Raw genomic sequence first — 23,324 nt, forward strand, 5'->3', positions numbered from 1 at the left:
TTGCAATTCACAATCCGTTTTTGCGCAAATTTTTATTCTAATCCAAAATATATTCTAGATCTTCCAATTTATATGCAAGGGGCAATACGTATCCATTAACTAAAATCGTTGGAGAATAAGAGATATTTGCTAAATCACACCATTCTCTCTGTTTTTTTATTGCTTCACAAGCATTAGATTCGATACTGACAGGATACTGGAGTAACCATTCTTCATAATTTTTTTTTCTTGAATACCAATGCGCAAGGGCTCGACCAGCAAGATTACTATCCTTTTCAAAAGTAAGCGCTACCAAATGTCTAACAATCTTGGTTCGAAAGTCATCTTGTGAATTGCGAACTGAAAAAAGCACTTTAATGGCGATATCATTTCTAGTTTTTAGTAAATTTTCGATACAAGCATGAGCTCGTGCACATGGGTCACAATATGGATTGCTAACCATAGTAATTACTGTAGATCCAAATGGATTACCAAATTTAACAGGTGCAAGCTCATCACTGACATCGTAATAAGGTTGGCTTACTAATATTTGATTGAAGACTTGGTTATTGTATTTAAATTTGCCTAATTGTCGACTAAGCGGTAGAGTAACTTGTTTATAAAATTGTGAAAGTATCGATCTCAATAAAATAGGTATCAAAAAACAAATTGGGACTAAATAGAATAAGATTGGCTCAAAAATTAATTCTAATGTTTTGGAGTTTATACAAATCAAAAATTCAAACCAAAGAGCCATCTGAATGCTACAGCATAATATACACCAAGTTCTAGCTTTATACTGATAAATAATAGACCATATTGTATATGGTAGCGAAACTAAATTTAACCAAGCTAGGAAATTGATCGATTTAGGATAAATAAGTAGCAATATTAACGAACCAGAAAAATAAAAAAAACCAATTTCACTCCAGCTTAACCAAGGAGTTAATTTAGATGCCTTTGAGGTTAATATTTTATTGCAACTATACTTATCTGTAAAAGTGCAAATGTCTACTGATAATGTATTTTCAGGAACTGTAGTTTGAATAATTAATAACAGACTTATCATACTCCCAAAACATTTAACTATCACAATTAATATGCTAGATGTGGGAACCTGATTTGACAAAATGGTTAAACACAGAATAACTAAAAATATAATCAATGCAGTGGGATAAAGCATTTTATTTAGAATGGCGTTTAAATATTGCAAGAGGTAGTCCTTCTCTATACTTTTTTCCGTTTTTTCAGCATATAATGCTATGCCATCCCACCTTCTCAGAAAAACATCTTCTTTCATTAATAATTCACGACCGCCATCCCTATAGCAAACAAGATCTCCTTTAATATTATTTACCAAAATATATTTCCCTCCGTCGTCATATAGATGTGCGATAAATGGGAATAATAACTCTGCGCGATTGTACTCGGCTTTATCAATTTTGTAAACTTCGTTGATAATGTTCCATTTATCTAAACAATCGCTCAACGATAAAATACTTGGATACTCATAATGCTCCTCGATACAATTTGCGATTGATATGCTGCTAACATTCACTTTAAGATCTCGTAATAGCATTGAAGCAACATTTTTCAGTTTTTGTCTATCTATACTAAATAAATTCATCGGAAAAATAAATCTGCATTTTGGTTAGGTTACTAATCGATTACAAAATATTTTTTTTAAGAAACCTATCTCATTTTGAATTTATGTAGTTTTTAGGACTACTCCAAACATTTGAAAAGCTGTTTACATAAAAAGTAGAACATATTAAACAACTGTCTACACAAATTTAAATGTATGGCGAAATGAATGAAAATATCTCGTAAATGACATATTCAGATTTAGTTAAGCTAAGTCAAATTGATTTTTTCTTTTAGAAAGGAAAGAATATTCTAGAGTGCAGAGATGGGGATTTAACGTATATTTAGTATTTGAATCAGTTCTGATATTATCTTCCTAAGATCGAAATTCGACGCAGCAACAAGATGATGTATCAATTGTAAACCTAATCACTAGTTTTCTTCTTAGGAAAAACCAACGACGCCACTACGCTGATAAGTAATATGGCCACAATTACAATTAAAGAATGTTCTGTTGTGAAACCAAGTTTTTCCAGATAAACATGTGCCAGCATTTTAATACCGATAAAGGTTAAAAGAACTGCAAGTCCGGTTTTTAAGTAATGGAATTTGTGGATAATATTAATCAGAAGAAAAAACATGGACCGTAAGCCCATAATGGCAAAAATATTGGAGAAGAACACAATATATGGATCTTTCGTAACGGCAAAAATTGCCGGAATAGAATCTACAGCAAACAAAAGATCTGTAAATTCTACAATCAATAGCACTAAAAACACCGGCGTAACATAACGCTTGTGGTCTATTTTTACAAAGAAATTCTTGCCTTCATATTTTGGATGGATAGCAAAAATTTTGGAAGCCCATTTTACAACCGGATGTTTTTCTGGATCTATTTTTTCATCCTCATCTTTATTAAAAAACATTTTCACGCCTGTAAACACCAGAAATGCGCCAAAGACATATAGAATCCAACCAAATTTTGTAATTAATGCAGCGCCAACAAAAATGAAAATAAACCGCATGATAATGGCACCTAAAATCCCCCAGAATAAAACGCGGTGATAATATTTCTCTTCAACAGAGAAGGCCGAAAAAATAAGTACAATGACAAAAATATTGTCGATAGAAAGTGCATATTCAATCACATACCCGGTAAGGAACTCAACGCTCAGATTGTTGCGGTAAACATTCAGGCTTTCTTCAAAATTTCCTGGGATGAGTTTAATATTGTGTTTATGTTTTTCTACAATTTCACTTAGATGCGCAAAATCTTTAATGCCGTGTAACTGATGACCTTCAATGCGTAACAGAAAATAAAAACCGAGTGCAATGGCAATCATTACCACACTCATAATTCCGGCTTGTTTTAGACTTACCACATGATCTTTTTTACTGAAAAGACCAAGGTCTAACGCCAGGATTCCGGCAATAAATACCAGAAAACCTAAACTGAAAATCAACTCATTGCTCATTATTTTTTGCGTTCAGTGGTGTAGAGAACGAGTTCTTCTAGTCCCGTTCTGGCTTCACCAGGTTCAAATTGGTGTAAAATATCAAAAGCGTCTTTTTGAAATTCGAGCATTTTTTGGTTGGCATAATGCACACCTTTTTTCTCATTTACAAAATCGATGATCTGCTGTATTTTGCCGGTATCTTCCTGATGGTTTTTTACGAGATTAATAATTTGTTTACGCACTGCTTTATCAGAATTATTCAGCGCATAAATCAAAGGCAAAGTCACTTTTTTCTCTTTAATATCAATCCCTAAAGGTTTGCCTACATCGTCTGTTCCGAAATCAAAAGTATCGTCTTTAATTTGAAAAGCCAATCCAACTTTCTCGCCAAACAGGCGCATTTTTTCTATAATTTCATCGCTTGCCCCAGCAGATGCTGCACCGGCGGCACAACAGGATGCAATTAGTGAAGCTGTTTTCTGACGGATAACTTCATAATAAAGTTCTTCAGAAATATCCATACGCCTAACTTTTTCAACCTGTAAAAGCTCTCCTTCACTCATTTGTTTTACCGCTTCTGATACAATTTGTAACAAGCGATGTTCATTATTGTTTACCGAAAGCAATAAACCTTTTGCCAAAAGAAAATCGCCTACCAAAACTGCGATTTTATTTTTCCAAAGGGCATTGATAGAGAAAAATCCGCGGCGTTCATAAGCGTTGTCTACAACATCATCATGAACCAGCGTTGCTGTATGCAAAAGCTCTACAAGTGCGGCACCGCGATGCGTAGATTCTGTAATTCCGCCACAAAGTTTCGCGGCAAAAAACACAAACATTGGCCGCATTTGCTTGCCTTTTTGTTTTACTATATAATGGGTAATCCTATCCAGTAATGGAGCATCACTGTGCATAGATTCTTTAAAGGTTTTTTCAAACGCTTTAATGTCAGCAGCTATAGGTTTTTGTATCTGATCGATTCCCGGCATTAAGTCGAAAAATTTTGATTGCAAACTTAAGCTAATTTCGCTTAAAATGAGCATTCATCGCATCCTTATAATTCGCGCCAGCTTATTTTAAACCTCAATTGCATCGAAATTAGCCAATTAACCCATACTGCTAACAAATTACTTCGGATTGATTTTTATAATCGGCTCAAAACTTTACATTTATTCCAGGTTACTGCCGATACATTATGATTAAAACACTGATACAAAAAGTTATTCCTTCAAAAAAAAGATATCAGGTTTTGCTGGGTTTGGCGGCTGTTTTGGTTTCTACATATCTTTTAGGGCCGCGGCCAAAAAAACCAATTTTCCATACTGATCTTCCCCATGTTCCGGATCTTGATGAATTAGATCATTTTGTTAGCGAACATGAATCACAACTGAACATTAAAGCAGGAAACGAGGCTGAAATTGTTTGGGCCGATCAACAAAATCAGCAAACAGAATACGCAGTCGTATACCTCCACGGATTTTCTTCATCAAAAGTAGAAGGTGATCCTATTCATAAACAGCTGGCCAAAAAACTACACGCAAATCTATATTTGCCACGACTTGCAGAACATGGATTAAATACATCTGGGCCTTTACAATATTTCACCGCCGATAAACTTTGGGAAAGTTGCAAACAGGCTTACGCCATTTCCAGAAAACTCGGAAAAAAAGTAATTCTGATTGGAACATCTACCGGAGCAAGCATGGCCTTAAAACTTGCCGCTACCTATCCTTTTATTCACAGTTTAATTTTGATTTCGCCCAATATTGAAATTAACGACAGAAATGCATGGATGTTGAACGATCCGTGGGGATTACAAATTGCGCGACGTGTTTTGGGCAGCGATGAACGTACAACAGACGGCAGAACAGAAGAATTTAAGAAATATTGGTATACCAGTTACCGCATTGAAGCGCTTGTAGAATTGCAGGAGCTGGTAGAAAGTACAATGAACAGAAAATTATTCCATCTGGTAAAGCAACCGGTTTTGATGCTCTATTACTATAAAAACGAACTGGAGCAAGACCCAACGGTACGCGTAAAAGCCATGTTGAAAATGTTTTCGCAACTCGGTTCTCAGGTTAAAAGAAAAGTAGCGATTACAAATGGCGGTCATCATGTTCTTGGTTCATACGTTACCTCCAAAGATTTACCGGCAGTAAAATCTGCGATCGATCAATTTGTCGATTCAATTCTTTAAGATTTATCTAAATCTCCAATCTATCCCTCAAGCAGTTTACATCACACAAAAAGCGCACAGAAATCATTTCCTAAACTCATTTACTCCATGAAACTCAAGATCTTTTGTCTTCTCTTATTAACCGCATTTGCGCAACTATCATTTGCACAAAACCAAGCTTTTAATTTAGGACAGGTTGTTAAAATTAACTCGTCAATTTTATCGGAAACCAGAATATTGAACATTTATCTGCCAGAGGGATATTCGCCGGATTCAGGCAAAAAATATCCTGTAATTTATTTGCTGGATGGTTCTGCCAACGAAGATTTCATTCACATTACCGGCCTGGTTCAATATTTGACTATGATTGAGTTTATGCCAAAATCGATTGTGGTGGGAATCGCTAATATAGATCGTAAAAGAGATTTCACTTTCCCTACGCAGATTGCAGACGATAAGAAAGATTATCCTACTACCGGAAAATCAAAACATTTTATCCAATTTATGGAAAATGAATTGCAGCCATTTATCCAGCAGAATTATAAAACAACTTCAACAAAAACCATTATCGGGCAATCGCTTGGTGGTCTACTGGCTGCAGAAATCTTACTAAAAAAGCCTCAGCTGTTTAATCAATATATTATTATTAGTCCGAGTTTCTGGTGGAATAATGAATCATTAATCAACGATTTTCAGCATACTTTTAAACAGCCTAAAGTGGCAACAAAAGTATTTATTGCTGTAGGCGCTGAAGGAAAAATTATGGAAACTGATGCAAAAAAGTTTGCAGAAACCCTGGAAAGTAAAAAGTCTCAGAACCTTAAAATCGATTTTGTACCGATGCCTGCAGAAAATCATTTAACCATATTACACAATGCCGTTTACAACGCTTTAAAAGCTTTAAATTATCAAAAACCATAATCGGAAAAAACAGACTGCTTTCTGAATGTGAAATTAAAGAGAAATCTGCTCCTTTGTTATTATGTTTTGAATGATCATTTCTGCGTGTACACGCGAATTTTCAATAAACAATTTATGCGTATCCAAACCACCGCAAACCACACCAGCAAGATACAGTCCATCAACATTGGTTTCCATGGTTTCTTCATTGTAGGCTGGGCAAAGACTTTCTGGTAACTCAATGCCGAACTTCCGCAGCATTGCAAAATCTGGCTGATAACCGGTCATCGCAATTACAAAATCATTTTTCACTGTAATCAACCCATCAGGTGTTTGTACATCAACTTCGCCTTCACGGATATGTACAACTTCAGAATTAAAATGTGCAGCGATACTACCTTCCTGAATCCTGTTTTCTATATCCGGCCGCACCCAATACTTTACATTTGGACCTAATGTTCCGCTTCGGATTACCATAGTCACATTTGCACCTTTTCTATAGGTTTCAAGTGCGGCGTCTACACCAGAATTGTTTGCACCTACAACAAGTACATTTTGAAAAGCATACAAATGCGGATCTTTATAATAATGTGTCACCTTTGGCAAATCCTCTCCCGCAACTTTCATTAATAATGGAACATCGTAGAAACCAGTGGCAACAACTACGTTTTTTGCCGTATAATTTGATTTGGAGGTTTGAATTTCAAAAAGAAGGCCAGCTTTCTTCACGTGATTAACACGCTCAAACAAGTTGATTTTTAAATCGAATTTTTCCGCCACACGGCGATAATATTCTACCGCTTCATTTCTGTTTGGCTTCGGACTGATTGTTACGAATGGAACGCCACCTATCTCTAATTTTTGAGAGGTAGAAAAAAAAGTCATAAACACCGGATAATTGAACAGACTATTTACCAGTGCACCTTTTTCTATAATGATATAACTCAAATTTGCTTTTTGAGCTTCAATTGCACAAGCCATTCCAATTGGTCCGGCGCCAATAATCAATACATCAAAATGTTCCATGGGCGCAAATTGCACAATTGGCGCCAAAATTTGTTCATAGAAAAGTTTTATTTTGGGATTTACCCCAAGTAGAAACCGGATTTAGAGTGATTGGTTTTTTAGCCTTTCATTGCTTTACTCGGACAAGCAAAATCAGTACGTGTTAAAGCGGTATTTTTTATTGCACCATATCCGCCTGCAATATCAATCACTTGTTGTATACCTCTTGCTTTTAAAATAGATGCGGCAATCATAGAACGGTAACCACCTGCGCAGTGTATGTAATAAGTCTGATCTGGCAGAATTTCCGGCATCCAATCGTTGATAAAATCCAGCGGACGGCTTAAAGTAAATTCAAGATGTTCAGATTCATACTCGCCAGGTTTGCGCACATCTAAAGCAATAATTTCTCCGTTAACTGCAGCTTCTTCAAAAGCTTCAGCAGAAATCGATTCTATTGTATCGATTTCCTTATCCGTAGAAATCCAGTTTTCAAAACCACCCTTCAGATAACCAATCGTATTGTCGTAACCCACGCGGGTTAGGCGTGTTATGGTTTCTTCTTCTTTACCTTCGTCTGTTATTAGTAAAATAGGTTGCTGCAAATCGCTAATCAAAGCACCTACCCAAGGCGCAAACTGTCCGTTTAAACCAATATTTATTGCATTTGGAATGAATCCTCTGGCAAAAACCTGAGGATCGCGCGTATCCAACAACAGCGCTCCGGTTTGATTGGCTAGATCTTCGAATTCTTGAGGACTTAAAGCGTTCAAACCTTTTTCGTAAACCTGCTCAATACGCTCAACTTCGCCTTTATTCATTGCCGCATTTTTTGCAAAATACTGCGGCGGAGGCATAATTCCATCTGTTACTTCTGCAATAAACTGAGGTTTTGTTTCGGCCTTTAATGCATAGTTCACCGCTTTTTGATGCCCAAGTGTATCAAAAGTTTCTTTACTCATGCTTTTGCCACAAGCAGAACCCGCGCCGTGAGCCGGATATACAATGACGTCATCTGCCAATGGCTTAATTTTTTCGTTCAATGAATCAAAAAGCATACCTGCCAAATCTTCCATTGTAAGTGCGCCTTTTTGTGCCAGATCTGGCCGACCTACATCTCCGATAAAAAGCGTATCACCACTAAAAATGCAGTGGTGTTTGCCTTGTTCATCCGTTAGTAAATAGGTAGTTGATTCTAAAGTATGGCCCGGCGTATGCAACGCCGTAATGGTTAATGCACCTATTTTAAATTGTTCGCCATCGTGGGCAATATGAGATTGAAATTCCGTTTTCGCCGTTGGCCCGTACACAATGGTAGCGCCAGATTTCTCAGATAAATCTACATGGCCGGAAACAAAATCCGCATGAAAATGGGTTTCAAAAATATACTTGATTTTGGCATTTGCCTTTGCTGCACGTTTTAAATACGTATCAACTTCTCTAAGCGGATCAATAATCGCAGCTTCTCCATTACTTTCTATATAATAAGCAGCTTCGGCCAAACATCCGGTATATATCTGTTCAATTTTCATATCTGAGTTTCATTTTCGAAACAGATCTCTGCAATGAGATACCGTTTCAATTTTTTCCATCCAAAAATACGTCTAAAAGTATATAAGCAGAATGATATTACTCATAATTGCAGAACTTTTACGCATTCGGTATTGTGCGATGGCAAAGATTTATTGGCGCTATTGGCCAGTTTCTACAGTGAGCTCACCGCGGATGGATTTCTCCATGAGTTTACAACTTTCTTCGTTTGAAAGGCCGAGCCCCATAACAAACATGAGTTTAGTTACTGTAGCTTCGAAAGTTAAATCGTAACCGCTTAAAATGCCCATTTTTTGAAGGTCTCTGCTGGTTTCATACCGACCAAGTTGAACCGAACCTTTTTTGCACTGAGAAATATCGACAATAATTTTTCCGCTATCTGAAGCCATTTTAAGACAATCAAGAAACCAGGTTGCTGTGGTGGTATTTCCAGAGCCAAAAGTTTCCATAATAATGGCATCAACTTCTGATTCTGTAATTGCTTTAACAGCTTGTGGTGTAATGCCTGGATATAATTTCAGTACGCCAATATTGGAATTAAAATTCGTTCTCAGCATCAATTTACCTATCGGAACAGGTAGAATGTAGTTTTTATGAAATTGCAGATGTACGCCTGCTTCTGCAAGAACCGGATAATTAGGCGATCGGAAGGCCTCAAATTTCTCAATGTTGTATTTAATAGAGCGGTTTCCTCTAAACAACTGGGCATCAAAATAAATACAAACTTCTGGCACTAAAGCTTTTCCATCTTCTTTGGATGCTGCAATTTCTAAAGCTGTGATAAGATTTTCTTTTGCATCCGTCCGGATTTGTCCAATAGGTAATTGAGAACCTGTCAACACCACGGGCTTTTCCAAATTCTCTAGCATAAAACTTAATGCCGATGCCGTAAACGCCATCGTATCTGAACCATGCAGCACAACAAAACCATCATATTGGTCGTATTTGCGATAGATTAATTCTGCAAGTGTTTTCCAGATTATCGGGTCCATATTGGATGAATCCAAAACGGGATCAAAGGAATGTACGTCCATTTCGTAATTCAATCTGGACAGTTCTGGCACGTTATTCTTGATTTGCTCAAAATCAAAAGGAATCAGCATTCCGTTGGGGTCGTTAACCATACCGATTGTGCCACCGGTATAAATTATTAGTATTTTAGTCATTTGGTAAAGTTGCTCTCAGCAAAAGAACGCAAAAGATTTAGATTTTGAAGAGTTGTTTAAGGAGAAAGGCAATTCAGTAATGCAATTAATCTTTTAACTAAAAGTTAAACCCGATATCTTCTAATCAAAAACAAAAAATTCTGACTTGCTGCCAGATATAATCAAAGATGCCTTAAACTCCAAATATCTTCTTTGAATTTTCCGTAGTTATTTTTGCAACTTCTTCTACAGAGACTCCATAAATATCTGCAATTTTTTGTGCCACATAAATGAGATAGCTGCTTTCATTTGGTTTCCCCCGAAATGGAACGGGCGCCAAATATGGAGAATCGGTTTCCAACACCAGTTTCTCTAAGGGAATCTCCGTTAACACCGCATCTAAGCCAGCTTTTTTATAGGTTACAACACCACCAATCCCCAGATAAAAATTTAGATCTATTGCTTGTTTTGCCTGAGCAACATTGCCTGTGAAGCAATGTAATATCCCTCTAAGTTTTTCGTCTCGTTCACTTTCCAATACTTCAAAAACCTCATCAAAAGCTTCTCTGCAATGAATTACGATTGGAAGCTCCATTTCTTTTGCCCATTTGATTTGTTCGTGAAAGGCATCTTGCTGAATCGCCAAAGTGGTTTTATCCCAATATAAATCTATCCCGATTTCGCCAATTGCATAAATTTCCCGACCTGAAATGCCTGTGTAAATTTGTTGTAAAACGTCTTGGTAACCTTCTTTAACATCACATGGATGCAAACCGGCCATTGCAAAGCAGTTTTCGGGGTATTTTTTAACCAAAGCATCAATCATTGCAACAGATGCGACATCTACATTTGGCAAGAATAAACGGTTAACATCATTTTCAAAACAGCGCTCCATTAATTGTGCCTGCTTTTCTGCATCTTGCTCGTAATATAAATGTGTATGCGTATCGGTAAAAATCATGGTATTATAATGGTATCAGGTAGTTCGTAATATGTATCAAGAATAATGGATCATTTGAATCGGCTTCGTTCTTTCAGATTACCGCTTGTATTTTATTTTTTACTTGTTTTTTTAGGCTTTTTAATTTCAGGTTTTTCTTCTCCAGATTCCGGACTATATTCCATTTCCTTTTTCAAAAATTTCCCGGTCAGGCTAATTGGATTTTGAATTAGACCTTCTGGTGTTCCCTCAAAAAGTATCCGTCCGCCGCCAGCACCGCCTTCTTCGCCAAGATCAATTACCCAATCGGCTACTTTCACTACGTCAAGATTATGCTCGATAACCAAAATTGTATTTCCGCGATCTACCAATTCATTCAATACACCCAATAACACATTAATATCTTCAAAGTGTAAACCTGTAGTTGGTTCATCTAAAATATAGAAAGTTTTACCTGTATCTTTTTTAGACAATTCTGTTGCCAGCTTAACCCGTTGAGCCTCGCCGCCAGATAAGGTTACAGACGATTGACCTAAAGTAATGTAGCCAAGTCCAACATCTTTTAGCGTTTTTATTTTTCTGTAAATGATTGGAATGTGTTCAAAAAATACGCAGGCATCTTCAATACTCATATCCAAAACATCGCTGATGGATTTTCCGCGGTAACGCACTTCAAGCGTTTCACGGTTGTATCTTCTGCCACCACATTCTTCACAAGGCACTTGCACATCTGGCAAGAAATTCATTTCAATCACTTTCATTCCTGCACCCTGGCAGGTTTCACATCTTCCGCCTTTTACATTGAAAGAAAAGCGGCCGGGTTTATAACCGCGAATTTTTGCTTCCGGAAGTTGTACAAAAAGATTACGAATATCTGAAAAAACCCCGGTGTAAGTAGATGGATTAGATCGTGGTGTTCTACCAATCGGCGCCTGATCAATCTCAATTACTTTATCAATTTCTTTAAGTCCACTGATTTTCTCATACGGAAGTGGCGTTTTTTTCGCTCTGAAAAAATGATGGTTTAGAATTGGGTATAAGGTTTCGGTGATCAAACTTGATTTTCCACTTCCGGAAACTCCGGTAACAGCAATAAATTTTCCTAAGGGAAAATCTACAGAAACCTCTTTTAAATTATGTCCGCTTGCTTTAATTATAGAAAGTTTTTGCCCGTTTCCTTTTCTGCGTACTTTGGGCACTTCTATTTGTTTGCGGCCATTTAAGTAGTCGGCGGTTAACGTATTCGATTTCAAAATTTGTTTAGCGGTACCTTCTGCAACAACTGTCCCGCCGTGAATCCCAGCGCCCGGCCCAACATCAATTACCCAATCCGCTTCCAGGATCATGTCTTTATCGTGTTCTACAACTAAAACGGTATTACCTAAATCGCGCAGATTTTTCAGTGCGTTAATTAAACGCTCATTATCTCGCTGATGCAGACCAATACTGGGTTCATCGAGAATGTACATTACATTCATAAGTTGCGAACCGATTTGAGTAGCCAACCTGATCCGTTGTGCTTCGCCGCCAGATAACGTACGCGATGTTCTGTCTAAGGTTAAATAAGTTAAACCAACATCAGTTAAAAAACCAATTCTTGCTTTAATTTCCTTTAAAATTTCTTTAGCGATGATGTTTTGACGATCTGAAAGTCTTTGATCTACATGTTCAAACCAAATATTCAGATTTGTAATATCCATTGAAGACAAATCAAAAATATTTTTGCCATCAACTTTAAAATGAAGACTTTCTTTTTTCAAACGAGCGCCATTACATTCCGGACAGGTTTTCACTTTACGGAAAGCTTCCAGATCTTCAGTTGCAGATTCGCTTCGTTTCTCATTCTGCTCTTCAAGCATTTTAATAATGCCATCGAAAGTTATGTTGTAATTCTGAACGTTCCATTTATTGTATTCTACCGCAACGCTGATCAGATCTTCTGATCCATTTAAGATAATGTTAATCACTTCATCGCTCAATTTTTCTATCGGCGTAGACAATGAGAACGCATATTTCTTAGCGAGAGCCTTTAGAACCTGGAACATCCAAATGTCTCGATATTCGCCCAGCGGGGCCAAACCACCATTCAAAATGCTCAATTTCGGATTGGGAATAACCGATTCTTTATCTACCACGAAAATATAACCCAATCCATCACAACGTTCACATGCACCATAAGGCGAGTTAAAAGAAAAACTATTGGGTTGTGGTTCATCGTAAGAAATCCCTGTTGTGGGGCACATCAAAAATTTACTAAAATGGGCAACATTATTGTCTTTATCACTAATCTTAATCACACCTTTACCCATTTTCATCGCGGTCTGAACAGAATCCAATAACCGTTTACGGTCTTTGGTATCAACCATTAACCGGTCTATAACAACTTCAATATCGTGGATTTTATATCTGTCGACCTGCATTTTTGCAGTAATATCTTTTATTTCTCCATCTACCCGAACTTTTACATAACCTTGCTTACGAATTTGCTCAAAAAGTTCGCGGTAATGTCCTTTACGGCCTTTTACAACCGGAGCAAGAATATTAACGGGCATGCCCTCAAACTTATTGAAGATGTTTTGTAAAATCTGATCTTCACTCATGCGCTCCATTTTCTCACCCGTATTGTAAGAATATGCGTCTGCAACACGTGCAAACAATAAGCGCATAAAGTCATAAATTTCGGTTATGGTGCCTACCGTAGAGCGCGGATTTTTACTGGTTGTCTTTTGTTCAATTGCAATAACCGGACTTAACCCAGAAACCTTATCTACATCAGGGCGTTCCATGCCGCCCATAAATTGACGGCTATAAGCGCTGAAAGTTTCCATGTAGCGGCGTTGGCCTTCTGCATAAATCGTATCAAAAGCCAAAGATGATTTTCCACTTCCGCTTAAACCAGTGATTACAACCATCTGGTTACGTGGAAAAGAAACGTCAATATTTTTCAGGTTATGCACCCGTGCACCATAAACTTCTACTTCTTTTTGCTCGCCTAAATCGACGGTATGTTTACTCATATCTTATAAATGGAAAACGGCTGAAATTTGTTTTGGAACCGACCAAAATTTCAACCCGCAAAATTGCTAAAAATTTTATCAAAATGAAAGGTTAAGCGCTTTTATATTGAGAACTAAGTGTCATAATTTTTGAGGATAAGCATGAGCGATCAGACTGATGTTTCTGCCCCCACATCGGCATTTGTAAGCTTAATCTTAAATTTATCTACCACTCTATTGTGGTTCCATTTTCTGTAGGATGACCTGTGCAAACCAAAACTCTGCCTTTAGCAAGTTCTTCATCAGTAAGTACTTCATTATAATCCATGCGAACGCCGCCTTTCGTACAATTTGCTACACAAGTACTACACATGCCCGCGTGGCAACTATAAGGCAATTTGATTTTATGTTCTAGCGCCACATCTAAAATTCGTTTCGGCCAGGGAATTTCCAGATGATGCACTGTACCTTTAAAATTCAACACTACAGAGTAGGTGTTCTTATCCACAAATTTCTCTGCAGAAGAATCATCTTCATCCAATTCATCTTCTGGCAAAACAAAAGTTTCTCTTTTAATCTGACGAATATCGAATCCCATGCCCAGCAAAGTAATCCGGCAGAGATCCATATAAATGATTGGCCCGCAGGTATAGAAAAGTGCTTCTTTTCTATCCAGATCTAAATATTCATGAATAAGTTTCTCGATGTAAAATTTGTTCAGCCGTGCAGTCATCAGGTTTTTGCTGTTGCTAAATACCCAAACAATTTTTAAGCGATTGGGATATCGGCTTTGCCATTCCGTTAACTCGGCATAGAAAAGTGCATCTTCCATAGATCGGTTACTATACACGAGAATAATTTTCGACGTTTCTTCTGCAACTAACGCAGTTTTTAAAATCGAAAATAAAGGCGTAATGCCCACACCCGCAGCAAAAAGAAACACATTGCGCTGAAGTTTTTTCTCTGGCATATACGTAAACATACCTTGTGGCTCTTGTGCATTTAGGATATCGCCAACAGAAGTTTTATGATGGAGCAACCTGGAGATTTCTCCATTTTCTACACGTTTTACCGTAATAGACAATGGCTCATTCACCAACGGAGAACTGTTAAAAGAATAAGATCTGCGAATTTCCTTGTGTTTGCCTTGAAAAACCAATGAAATAAACTGACCTGCAATGTATTTGGGATACGGCCCATTTACAGGTTTAAAGCGGAGTGTGATATTTTCTCCGGGCTGATTGATGATCTCTTCTATTTGTAATTTATGCATGAACAATGCTAAAATAGATTTTGCCAGATATAATAGCAAACCGATTGCAGATTATGATGGCGAAACAACATACTGTTTAGCAACAAAAAGCGCCCCGATTAAAATCGGGGCGCTCTTACCAAATGCTTGTCTTTTATATATTATATATTATTCTGCGTTGTACGCCAATAATGTCTTCGGTTTTTCGTATCCGTAACGTACTGGATGCTCCATAATCTGTTTCATAGAAATTAATTTATAGACATAGCCACCGGTTTCGCGGTTTAACTTCATCTTATAATAATTATCCTGATTTTGATTATCGATCTGGCGGCGCAATCTGCCATCGCCAACATTGTATGCCGCTGCAACTAATGTCCAGCTTTCTAATCCTCTATACATTTCTTTAATGTATTTGCAGGCCGCAACAGTAGATTTGCGCAAGTTATAGCGCTCATCATTTTTACCGTTCACTTTCAAGCCGTACATGCGGGCAGTTGCAGGCATAAACTGCCATATACCCGCAGCACCTTTAGGTGAAACACCACCTTTCATACCGGATTCTACCAATGCAACATATTTGAAATCATTGGGAATTCCATACGCAGCCAGAATCGGCTCTATAATCGGAAACCATTCGGCGGCCTTTTCATGCAGGCGGTGCGTTTGGGTGTTCCGGTAGCTGTGGGCTGCAAGGACTTTGCGCATTTTGCGTTCTACTTTCCTATCGCCTAAGGGTAGGGTTTCGTCTGCAAAGCTTAACTGAGCAATTAAAGATTCTGGTTTGTTTTCCGCCTCTTTTACAGTGTCAGTTGTTGTTATTTTAGTGTTTAAATTTTCTTTTTTTAAAAGACTCTTTTTTGCTAAGGGCATTTGGTAAGCGAACACTTCTGCCATCAAAAATAGTGCTGCCACTATCGTAAATGGTACTATGTGTTTCTTTAACATCTTCCTCCTTTTTTTGGTGAAACTTATAAAAAACGTTGGCAAAGGTAAAAAATAATATTCAGATTGTCAAGCAGTTACAAGAAACAGGTAAAATACCGGCCTTTAAAGTGCTTTAAACGTGGGTTTTAAATTTTGATTTTCCGTCTATTTTCATTACTTTAGAGGCTATTTTTTGATCTAATTTTTCCGCGCTCAAAATTGTAATGTTCAGGTATTTTGCATAAATTTGCAGCCCGCATTTTCGATGTGGATAAAAGCGTATCATGGTAAATAAAAACAACAGGAACAGTCGGGATGACAAGTCCAAATCCGGAAGCCGGAAAACTGAAGGAAGAAGCAATTCTACAGGATCAGACAGCAGAAAGTCTGACGGCAAATTCAGAAAATCATCCGATTCAAAAGAAGGCTTCAGGCCTAGAAACTCCGAAGGCAAAGATTTTAAACCAAAATCATTCGGAAACAAAAAAGATTTCAGATCCAGAGAGGAGGAACCACAGAGTTTCAAATTCGGAGATCGCGAATTCAAATCAAAAGACCCAAATCCAAGATCAGAAGAACGCAGTTTTAAAAAAGATGGCGGATCGAGAGATTTTAAACCCAGAACCTCAGACCGCAATTTTAAATCAAAAGATGGTGGATCAAGAGACTACAAACCAAGAACAGGAGAGCGCGACTTTAAATCTAAGGATGGCGATTCGAGAGATTTTAAATCGAAATCTGGCGAACGTGGATTTAAACCAAGAGGTGGAAAATTTGATGATTTTAAACCAAGCGCAGGAAGCTCAAGAGACGTAAAACCTAGAACAGGCACAGACTCAAGACCTTTCCGCAAGCGCGAAGATAGCAAACCCAAAGATCGCGAGTTCGAATACGACCGTGAAGAACGGGTACCCGCGAAAGCTGCACGCAGAACAAATGAAGATAAAGGCTTAATTCGCCTTAACAGATATATATCAAATGCCGGAATCTGTTCTCGCCGTAAGGCCGATGAGTTGATTGCTGCAGGCATTATCACCGTAAATGGTGAAGCAATTACAGAACTTGGCCATAAGGTTGATCCTTCAAAAGATCAGGTTAAATATAATGGTGAGTTATTAAAACGTGAAAAGAAGGTATATGTATTGCTAAACAAACCTAAAGATTACATCACCACAACTGACGACCCTCAAGAGCGCAGAACGGTAATGCAACTGGTTGATAAAGCCAGCAGAGAAAGGATTTATCCGGTAGGAAGACTTGATAGAAATACTACTGGCCTGATATTGATGACTAATGATGGTGATCTTGCGGACAAACTTTCTCACCCAAGAAACGGAATTACCAAAATTTATAACGTAGAATTGGATAAAAACCTTTCGCAAGGGGATTTAAACAAGATTGCTTTCGGTTTGGAATTGGAAGATGGATTGATTAAACCAGATAACATTTCTTATGTTTCTGGTGGAACGAAAAAAGAAATCGGAATACAGATTCACAGCGGAAAAAACCGGATTGTAAGACGTATTTTTGAACATTTGGGTTATGCAGTTGAAAAACTTGACCGCGTAGTTTATGGCAACTTGACTAAAAAAGATTTGCCTCGTGGGAGATGGAGATATCTGGAAGATCATGAATTGATCCAGATAAAACATTTAATAAAATAAAAATTGAAGGCAATCGGCAGATTGCCTTTTTTCGTATAAAAAGGGGTACCATCCGGCAGCCCCTTTTTCTTAATCATTAACTCAGCAAGAAAACATAAGAAATCTTGCTAAACCAACAATAGCATGCAAGCGGGCAAACGCATTTGCAAAGTATTTAAGATCCGGCGGTGCTAACTTCCAAATAAAGGCAAATCAAAATCTCTTACTATCCTAGCCAATAATTTAAAAAGAATAAGCTTAGCTTCCGGTTTTATTCTGCCATTCTATAATCCGCGCTACGAAAATTTGAACAGTGAAAAACCTTCGGTTCAAGCCATCATCACCACAGTAAAAAATCTAATTTTGGTTGAAATAGTTTGTTTGTCAAGAACTAATGTAACATGTAAAATACAAAAAACCAAATTTCAATAAAAGATAATTCTCTACAAAACAAACACATACAAAAAAACAGTATGATTACGACAATGGTTGATCAGTTTTTTACTACAATTAATGTACACATGGATGATATGCGGACAGACAAACGATTTACAATAGTTTAGCCTCGAGTTTAAATATTAAACGCAATTGTGTAGGGCTAAAAACATATTGAAACTTTTTCAGGTTTCATATCTGAAAGCAAAATTTCATCTAATCGCCAGAAAAACCAGCTCATAAACACGATTTTTTATGCAAAACACTCATTTTTACCCATATTTGCTCCATACAAATCACAATTCAGAAATGAAAAAAAGACTGTCCCTAATATTATTATCGATCATATCTGCCGGAGCATTCGCGCAAAAAACGGATTATAATCTCTTGATCGGAACATATACAAATACTGGAAAGAGTGAAGGAATTTATACCTACACCTTCAATACTAAAACTGCAGAAACCACATTAAAAAGTATTACCAAAGGCGTAGAAAACCCAAGTTATGTAGTTGTTTCTCCGGATGGGAAGTTTGTTTATGCTGTAAACGAAACTGGAAATACAAGTACATTAAGTGCTTTTAAATACGATACAAACTCTGGAAAACTGACATTGATAAATAAGGTTGACAGCCACGGAGCAGATCCTTGTTTTCTGACTGTTGATGAAAAAAATGTGATTGTTGCGAACTATACAGGAGGAAGTCTGGCTGTTTTCCCACGGAAATCAGATGGTTCATTATCTGAGGCGACTCAAGTGATCAAACACACAGGCAAAAGCATAGACCCAAGAGGAAGGCAGGAAAGTGCACATGTGCACATGGTTAAATTTACACCTGATGGGAAATATTTAATTGTGAATGATCTTGGTGAAGACCAAACTTATATTTACGACTATAACGCAGCTGGAAAAGCAAAAACCCTTACGCAAAAAGCCGTAATTAAAACCAACGCAGGTACAGGTCCGCGCCATATCGTTTTTAGTCCGAATGGAAAATCAGCCTACCTTGCACACGAGTTTAACGGGAGCATTTCCGTGTTCAATTACACGAATGGTACACTAACCAAAACGCAGGAAATTGGGACGGTAGAAAAAGGATTTAATGGAAAAATTGATGGAGCAGATATCCATGTTTCTCCCGATGGAAAATTTGTATATGAAAGTAACAGAGGCGATGCCAATACAATTTCTGTTTTTAGAGTAATCAAAGACGGGAAATTGCAATTTGTAGAAACAGTAAGTACTTTGGGTAAAGGCCCTAGAAATTTCAGTATAGACCCAACAGGGAATTTCCTTTTGGTTGGCCATCAGTATACTGATGAAGTGGTGATTTTTACACGGAATAAAACTACAGGAAAGTTAACAGACAGCGGTAAAAGAATTAAACTCGGCGCTGCAGTTTGCCTGACTTTTGATAAATAATTTGTTAAATTTTCCGATGGAATAGCCATGCGTTCCATCGGAAAATTTATTTTAAACCTGTTCGGTTGCTTTGACTACATTACGGTAAGTAAAATCGCTGAAGATATGTCTTCTGGCAAATCTTCCTGGAGAATCTGCATTTACCAGTTTCACATAAAGTGCTTTCGGTACATCAAAATACTCCCAGGTACTTCCATCATAAAACTGAACATTTAAAACTTGTTGTTTATATTCAAAATCCATGATGTTGGAGTTGGTGATGGTTTGCGTGTAAATTTCCAAATTTTGTGTCCTGGTTTCAGGGGCAATACTCACCAAAAAATGATATGCTTCAATAATCTCTTTACTTCGAGCTTCTGCAGCTAATTTCTCCTCCTCTTGCTGAAATTTATCTGGGTGGCAATCTTTCATCAGTGTTCGGTAAACCGACTTAAGTGCCGAAAGCTCAGCATCTTTTTCCACATTCAAAAGCTTTCTATAATCAATTATTTTTTTCATGGCCGCAAAGGTACGATTTATAATGAATTGATTTTGAGAAAGTTTTTAAAAAATCGGATAGCGTAATACTATCCGATTTACAGATTATTTGGCACCATTTTCAGGCTTCAGATTTTCTAAAATTGGTGTATTTAGCGACTTAATATTTTTGTGTATGGAATCATTTCTCTGTTCAAAAATTACAATTGTATTTTCGCCTTCTTTAAGCCAGCAACCCGGTAAATAAAGTGTTTGTTGAGGGCCTACATTCCAGTATCTGCCAATATTTATTCCATTTACGAAAACAATTCCCTTGCCCCAATCGCTCATATCCAGAAAGGTATCGCCCGTTTTTGTAAGCTTAAAGCTACCTTCATAAACTGCTGGCTTTCCGGCTGTTGCCGTATTTTTAAAAGAAGATAAATTAGGGACAACATCCATTGGAAGTTTGTACATTTCCCAATTTCCGGTGATATTTTCGCCGTTAATGACAACCGGGGAAATAATTCCTTTTGTACTCTCTATTATTTTTGATCCATAATTGATGCGGCCCATATTTTCTACTACAATATCTAAAGTTGCGTTGAAGGGAATATCAATATCGCAATCGTATTTTTTGTAATAGCTGTTCAATTCGGCAACTTTAACACCATTTACATACACAATGGCAAAATCGCGCAAACCTGCAAGTTCAAGTTTACCGTTTATTGGCTGATTGAACTTTCTACTATACCAAACGTAACCATGACCTTGATTCAGTTCTTCAAAAGTTAACGGTTTATCATCATTGACCGGAGTAAGTTTGTTTTTCAGATCTTCCAAATCCACCGCTTTAGTCAATAAAATATCTGCAATTTCAATAACAGGTATTTTGGCCGGCACAGCAGGTGTTTCTCCTGTTTTAAGCAATGTACGCAAGGTATCGTATTTTTTTGTTGCCCAACCAGCTTCGCTAATTGGCGCATCATAGTCATAACTAGTTAAATCTGGCTGAATGTCATGCTTATTATCGTAGTTTGCACCAGAAGTAAATCCAAAATTTGTTCCACCGTGAACCATATAGTAATTGAATGAAACGCCCCCGTCTAAATATTTTTGGGTTTGTTTGGCCACGCTTGCTGCTGAAACTTTCGGAAAAGGTTCAGCCCAATGGTCAAGCCAACCTGGATAAAATTCTGCAACCATGTATGGCCCTTTTCCTCCATTAAACTTGTTTACAACTTCTTTAAGTTTGGCTACATCACCTTCTCCATTTGCAGTAGGCAAAGCACCAAGCAATGCGCCCCCTTCAAACAACCAGCTGCCATCAGATGTAAAAAACGGCACATTAAACCCAACATCTTTCAGTTGTTGAAATACTGCTGCACTGTACTTTTTATGGTCTTCTAATGAAATATCTTTGCGTTGAGCAACGTAAGAGCCAAATTCATTTTCGCCTTGCACCATAATGATTGGCCCGCCGTTAGATACCAAAAGATTTTTAACTTGTCCGTACAACGCAGTAAAATAACTCTTTGTTGCTGCAAGGTATTGCGGATTATTTCCGCGAATTACCATTCCCGGAACTTTAGATAAAAACCAGGGATAACCCCCAAATTCCCATTCCGCACAAACGTAAGGCCCCGGACGAAGAATTACAAAAAGTCCTTCTTCTTGCGCAATCTTTATGTATTCGGCAACATCACGATTTCCAGATTTAAAATCCCAGATTCCTGGCGAAGTTTCATGATAATTCCAAAATACGTAAGTGGCAACGGTATTTAACCCCATTGATTTCATCATCTTTAAACGATGACGCCAGTACGGTTTCGGAATACGGGCATAATGCATTTCGCCGCTGTGGATCTGAATTGCTTTACCATCAAGCAGAAAATTCCCGTCTGCAATAGCGAAAGAATGTTTTTGTGGTTTTGTTGTCGATTTCTTTTGTGCATTTACCTGCGTGGCAAATACAGCAATCAAAATCAAACCGAGGAGTTTGGTTTTCATTTGTATTTTATTGGTTCAAAAAGCTTAGTTTCAGGCTTAAAACAAGCCTCGATTTTGTGAATATTTTTTTTAAAAAAATAAATTTCAGTCTGGATTTTTCAAAAACCAGACTGAAATTTAAATATTTAACCTAAAAACCAGCGGTACAAAACAAACGTTTGATCTTTGTCTATTTTGCGCAAGCTGAACTTTTTTAGTTCATAAAAATTGCTCACAGCTTTAAATATAAGCGATTTTGACACAAAAAACCAAACATCTTTATTTTGCTTGCATGGCATTTGCAATCACTTCACGGTAGTAATCTACGTAAGATGGAAGGATTTTTTTAAGATCGAAATCTTTAGCTCGGGTAAATGCATTTTCTTTAAATTGTTTTAGTACTTCGTCATCTTTCAAAATACTAATGGCTTGTTTGGCCATGCTATCTACATCGCCCACATCACTCATAAATCCGCAGAAACCATCTACATTTAATTCTGGTAAACCGCCGGCATTTGTAGTAATAATCGGAACTTTGCAAGCCAATGCTTCTAATGCTGCCAAACCGAAACTTTCAGATTGTGATGGCATTAAAAACAAATCAGAAACAGAAAGAATTTCTTCAACAGCATCCTGTTTACCCAAAAAACGTACATTTTCGCATATGTTTAGTTTACGGCAAAGTTGCTCGTCATAAACCCGTTCCGGGCCATCGCCAACCATTAACAATTTAGAAGGAATAACTGATTGTACTTTTTCGAAAATGCGAATCACATCCGAAGTACGTTTTACTTTCCTGAAATTACTGGTATGAATTAAAATCCGCTCATTATTTGGCGCAATTGCCTTCTTAAAATGATCTTTCGCTTGCAAACTAAAACGGCTAAAATCAATGAAATTCGGGATTACCTTAATGTCTTTAGTAATTTCAAAATGATTATAGGTGTCTTCTTTCAAATCCTGAGAAACAGTTGTAACGCCATCGCTTTGGTTGATAGAAAACGTAACTACGGGTTTATAGGTTGGATCTTTTCCTACAAGTGTAATATCGGTTCCGTGTAAAGTAGTGACTACCGGAATATGGATACCATAACTAGCCAGAATTTGTTTGGCCATAAATGCTGCCGATGCATGTGGAATGGCATAATGTACGTGCAAAACATCCAATTGTTCAAAACGCACAACATCTACCAGTTTACTGGCTAAAGCAGATTCATACGGTGCATAATCAAACAATGGATAATCCCGAACTGAAACTTCATGATAAAAAAGATTTTCAGAAAAAAAATCGAGTCGGGCGGGTTGGCTATAGGTAATAAAATGAACTTGATGCCCTTCATTGGCAAGTGCTTTACCGAGTTCTGTGGCAACTACTCCGCTACCGCCAAATGTGGGGTAACAAACAATTCCTATTTTCATTTATACTTGCGTTGTTGTATCCACAAATGTACCCTATTTCTGTTT

The 23,324-nt window shown here is 37.4% G+C and carries 17 protein-coding genes; 4 read left to right on the forward strand and 13 right to left on the reverse strand.

What is annotated here, in order from left to right:
• Nucleotides 1–37: 37 nt before the first annotated feature.
• From ACJVDH_RS16540 to ACJVDH_RS16550, 3 genes are all read right to left on the reverse strand, one after another.
• Nucleotides 38–1,606 carry a vitamin K epoxide reductase family protein gene (locus ACJVDH_RS16540; protein WP_443944514.1) on the reverse strand — a complete coding sequence of 523 codons (1,569 nt, stop codon included), beginning with the start codon at nt 1,604–1,606 and terminating at the stop codon, nt 38–40.
• Nucleotides 1,607–1,988: 382 nt separating this feature from the next.
• Nucleotides 1,989–3,038: a TerC family protein gene (locus ACJVDH_RS16545; protein ID WP_443944515.1), complete on the reverse strand. Its 1,050-nt coding sequence runs from the start codon at nt 3,036–3,038 to the stop codon at nt 1,989–1,991.
• Nucleotides 3,038–4,009 carry a polyprenyl synthetase family protein gene (locus ACJVDH_RS16550; RefSeq protein WP_443944516.1) on the reverse strand — a complete coding sequence of 324 codons (972 nt, stop codon included), beginning with the start codon at nt 4,007–4,009 and terminating at the stop codon, nt 3,038–3,040. Before ACJVDH_RS16550 ends, ACJVDH_RS16545 begins: the two co-directional genes overlap by 1 nt.
• 206 nt (nt 4,010–4,215) lie before the next feature.
• Here ACJVDH_RS16550 and ACJVDH_RS16555 point away from each other — a divergent pair, with 206 nt between their 5' ends.
• Nucleotides 4,216–5,220, forward strand: coding sequence for an alpha/beta hydrolase (locus tag ACJVDH_RS16555; protein ID WP_443944517.1), 1,005 nt, complete (start codon nt 4,216–4,218; stop codon nt 5,218–5,220).
• Nucleotides 5,221–5,307: 87 nt separating this feature from the next.
• Nucleotides 5,308–6,120, forward strand: a complete 813-nt coding sequence (locus ACJVDH_RS16560; RefSeq protein ID WP_443944518.1) for an alpha/beta hydrolase — start codon at nt 5,308–5,310, stop codon at nt 6,118–6,120.
• A gap of 33 nt (nt 6,121–6,153) precedes the next feature.
• On the opposite strand, the gene ACJVDH_RS16565 is transcribed toward ACJVDH_RS16560, so the two are convergent.
• The 7 genes from ACJVDH_RS16565 to ACJVDH_RS16595 all read right to left on the reverse strand — a co-directional run bounded on the left by ACJVDH_RS16565 (nt 6,154) and on the right by ACJVDH_RS16595 (nt 15,936).
• A complete protein-coding gene (locus ACJVDH_RS16565; protein WP_443944519.1) occupies nt 6,154–7,125 on the reverse strand; it encodes a YpdA family putative bacillithiol disulfide reductase in 972 nt (323 codons plus the stop codon).
• Between the two features lie 98 nt (nt 7,126–7,223).
• Complete coding sequence (locus tag ACJVDH_RS16570) at nt 7,224–8,636, reverse strand: MBL fold metallo-hydrolase (RefSeq protein WP_443944520.1); 1,413 nt, start codon at nt 8,634–8,636, stop codon at nt 7,224–7,226.
• Nucleotides 8,637–8,795: 159 nt separating this feature from the next.
• The gene (locus ACJVDH_RS16575; RefSeq protein ID WP_443944521.1) at nt 8,796–9,821 is read right to left on the reverse strand and encodes an asparaginase; all 1,026 of its coding nucleotides are present in this window, start codon (nt 9,819–9,821) and stop codon (nt 8,796–8,798) included.
• 172 nt (nt 9,822–9,993) lie between these two features.
• The gene (locus ACJVDH_RS16580; RefSeq protein WP_443944522.1) at nt 9,994–10,761 is read right to left on the reverse strand and encodes a TatD family hydrolase; all 768 of its coding nucleotides are present in this window, start codon (nt 10,759–10,761) and stop codon (nt 9,994–9,996) included.
• 92 nt (nt 10,762–10,853) lie between these two features.
• Nucleotides 10,854–13,757 (reverse strand): excinuclease ABC subunit UvrA, encoded by a 2,904-nt coding sequence (gene uvrA, locus ACJVDH_RS16585; RefSeq protein ID WP_443944523.1) that lies wholly within the window; start codon nt 13,755–13,757, stop codon nt 10,854–10,856.
• 205 nt (nt 13,758–13,962) lie between these two features.
• A complete protein-coding gene (locus ACJVDH_RS16590) occupies nt 13,963–15,009 on the reverse strand; it encodes a 2Fe-2S iron-sulfur cluster-binding protein (RefSeq protein WP_443944524.1) in 1,047 nt (348 codons plus the stop codon).
• Nucleotides 15,010–15,156: 147 nt separating this feature from the next.
• Nucleotides 15,157–15,936 (reverse strand): lytic transglycosylase domain-containing protein, encoded by a 780-nt coding sequence (locus ACJVDH_RS16595; protein WP_443944525.1) that lies wholly within the window; start codon nt 15,934–15,936, stop codon nt 15,157–15,159.
• Between the two features lie 263 nt (nt 15,937–16,199).
• Here ACJVDH_RS16595 and ACJVDH_RS16600 point away from each other — a divergent pair, with 263 nt between their 5' ends.
• Both ACJVDH_RS16600 and ACJVDH_RS16605 read left to right on the forward strand, forming a co-directional pair.
• Nucleotides 16,200–17,579, forward strand: coding sequence for a pseudouridine synthase (locus tag ACJVDH_RS16600; RefSeq protein ID WP_443944526.1), 1,380 nt, complete (start codon nt 16,200–16,202; stop codon nt 17,577–17,579).
• A 723-nt stretch (nt 17,580–18,302) separates the two neighbouring features.
• Nucleotides 18,303–19,415 carry a lactonase family protein gene (locus ACJVDH_RS16605; protein ID WP_443944527.1) on the forward strand — a complete coding sequence of 371 codons (1,113 nt, stop codon included), beginning with the start codon at nt 18,303–18,305 and terminating at the stop codon, nt 19,413–19,415.
• 51 nt (nt 19,416–19,466) lie between these two features.
• Here the strand turns inward: ACJVDH_RS16605 and ACJVDH_RS16610 are convergent, their stop codons facing one another.
• From ACJVDH_RS16610 to bshA, 3 genes are all read right to left on the reverse strand, one after another.
• A complete protein-coding gene (locus ACJVDH_RS16610; protein WP_443944528.1) occupies nt 19,467–19,913 on the reverse strand; it encodes a KTSC domain-containing protein in 447 nt (148 codons plus the stop codon).
• 84 nt (nt 19,914–19,997) lie between these two features.
• Nucleotides 19,998–21,881 carry a beta-galactosidase gene (locus ACJVDH_RS16615; protein WP_443944529.1) on the reverse strand — a complete coding sequence of 628 codons (1,884 nt, stop codon included), beginning with the start codon at nt 21,879–21,881 and terminating at the stop codon, nt 19,998–20,000.
• 258 nt (nt 21,882–22,139) lie between these two features.
• Complete coding sequence (gene bshA / locus ACJVDH_RS16620; protein ID WP_443944530.1) at nt 22,140–23,279, reverse strand: N-acetyl-alpha-D-glucosaminyl L-malate synthase BshA; 1,140 nt, start codon at nt 23,277–23,279, stop codon at nt 22,140–22,142.
• Between the last annotated feature and the right edge of the window lie 45 nt (nt 23,280–23,324).

It is taken from the genome of Pedobacter terrestris, from assembly GCF_052343045.1.
Taxonomy (GTDB): domain Bacteria; phylum Bacteroidota; class Bacteroidia; order Sphingobacteriales; family Sphingobacteriaceae; genus Pedobacter.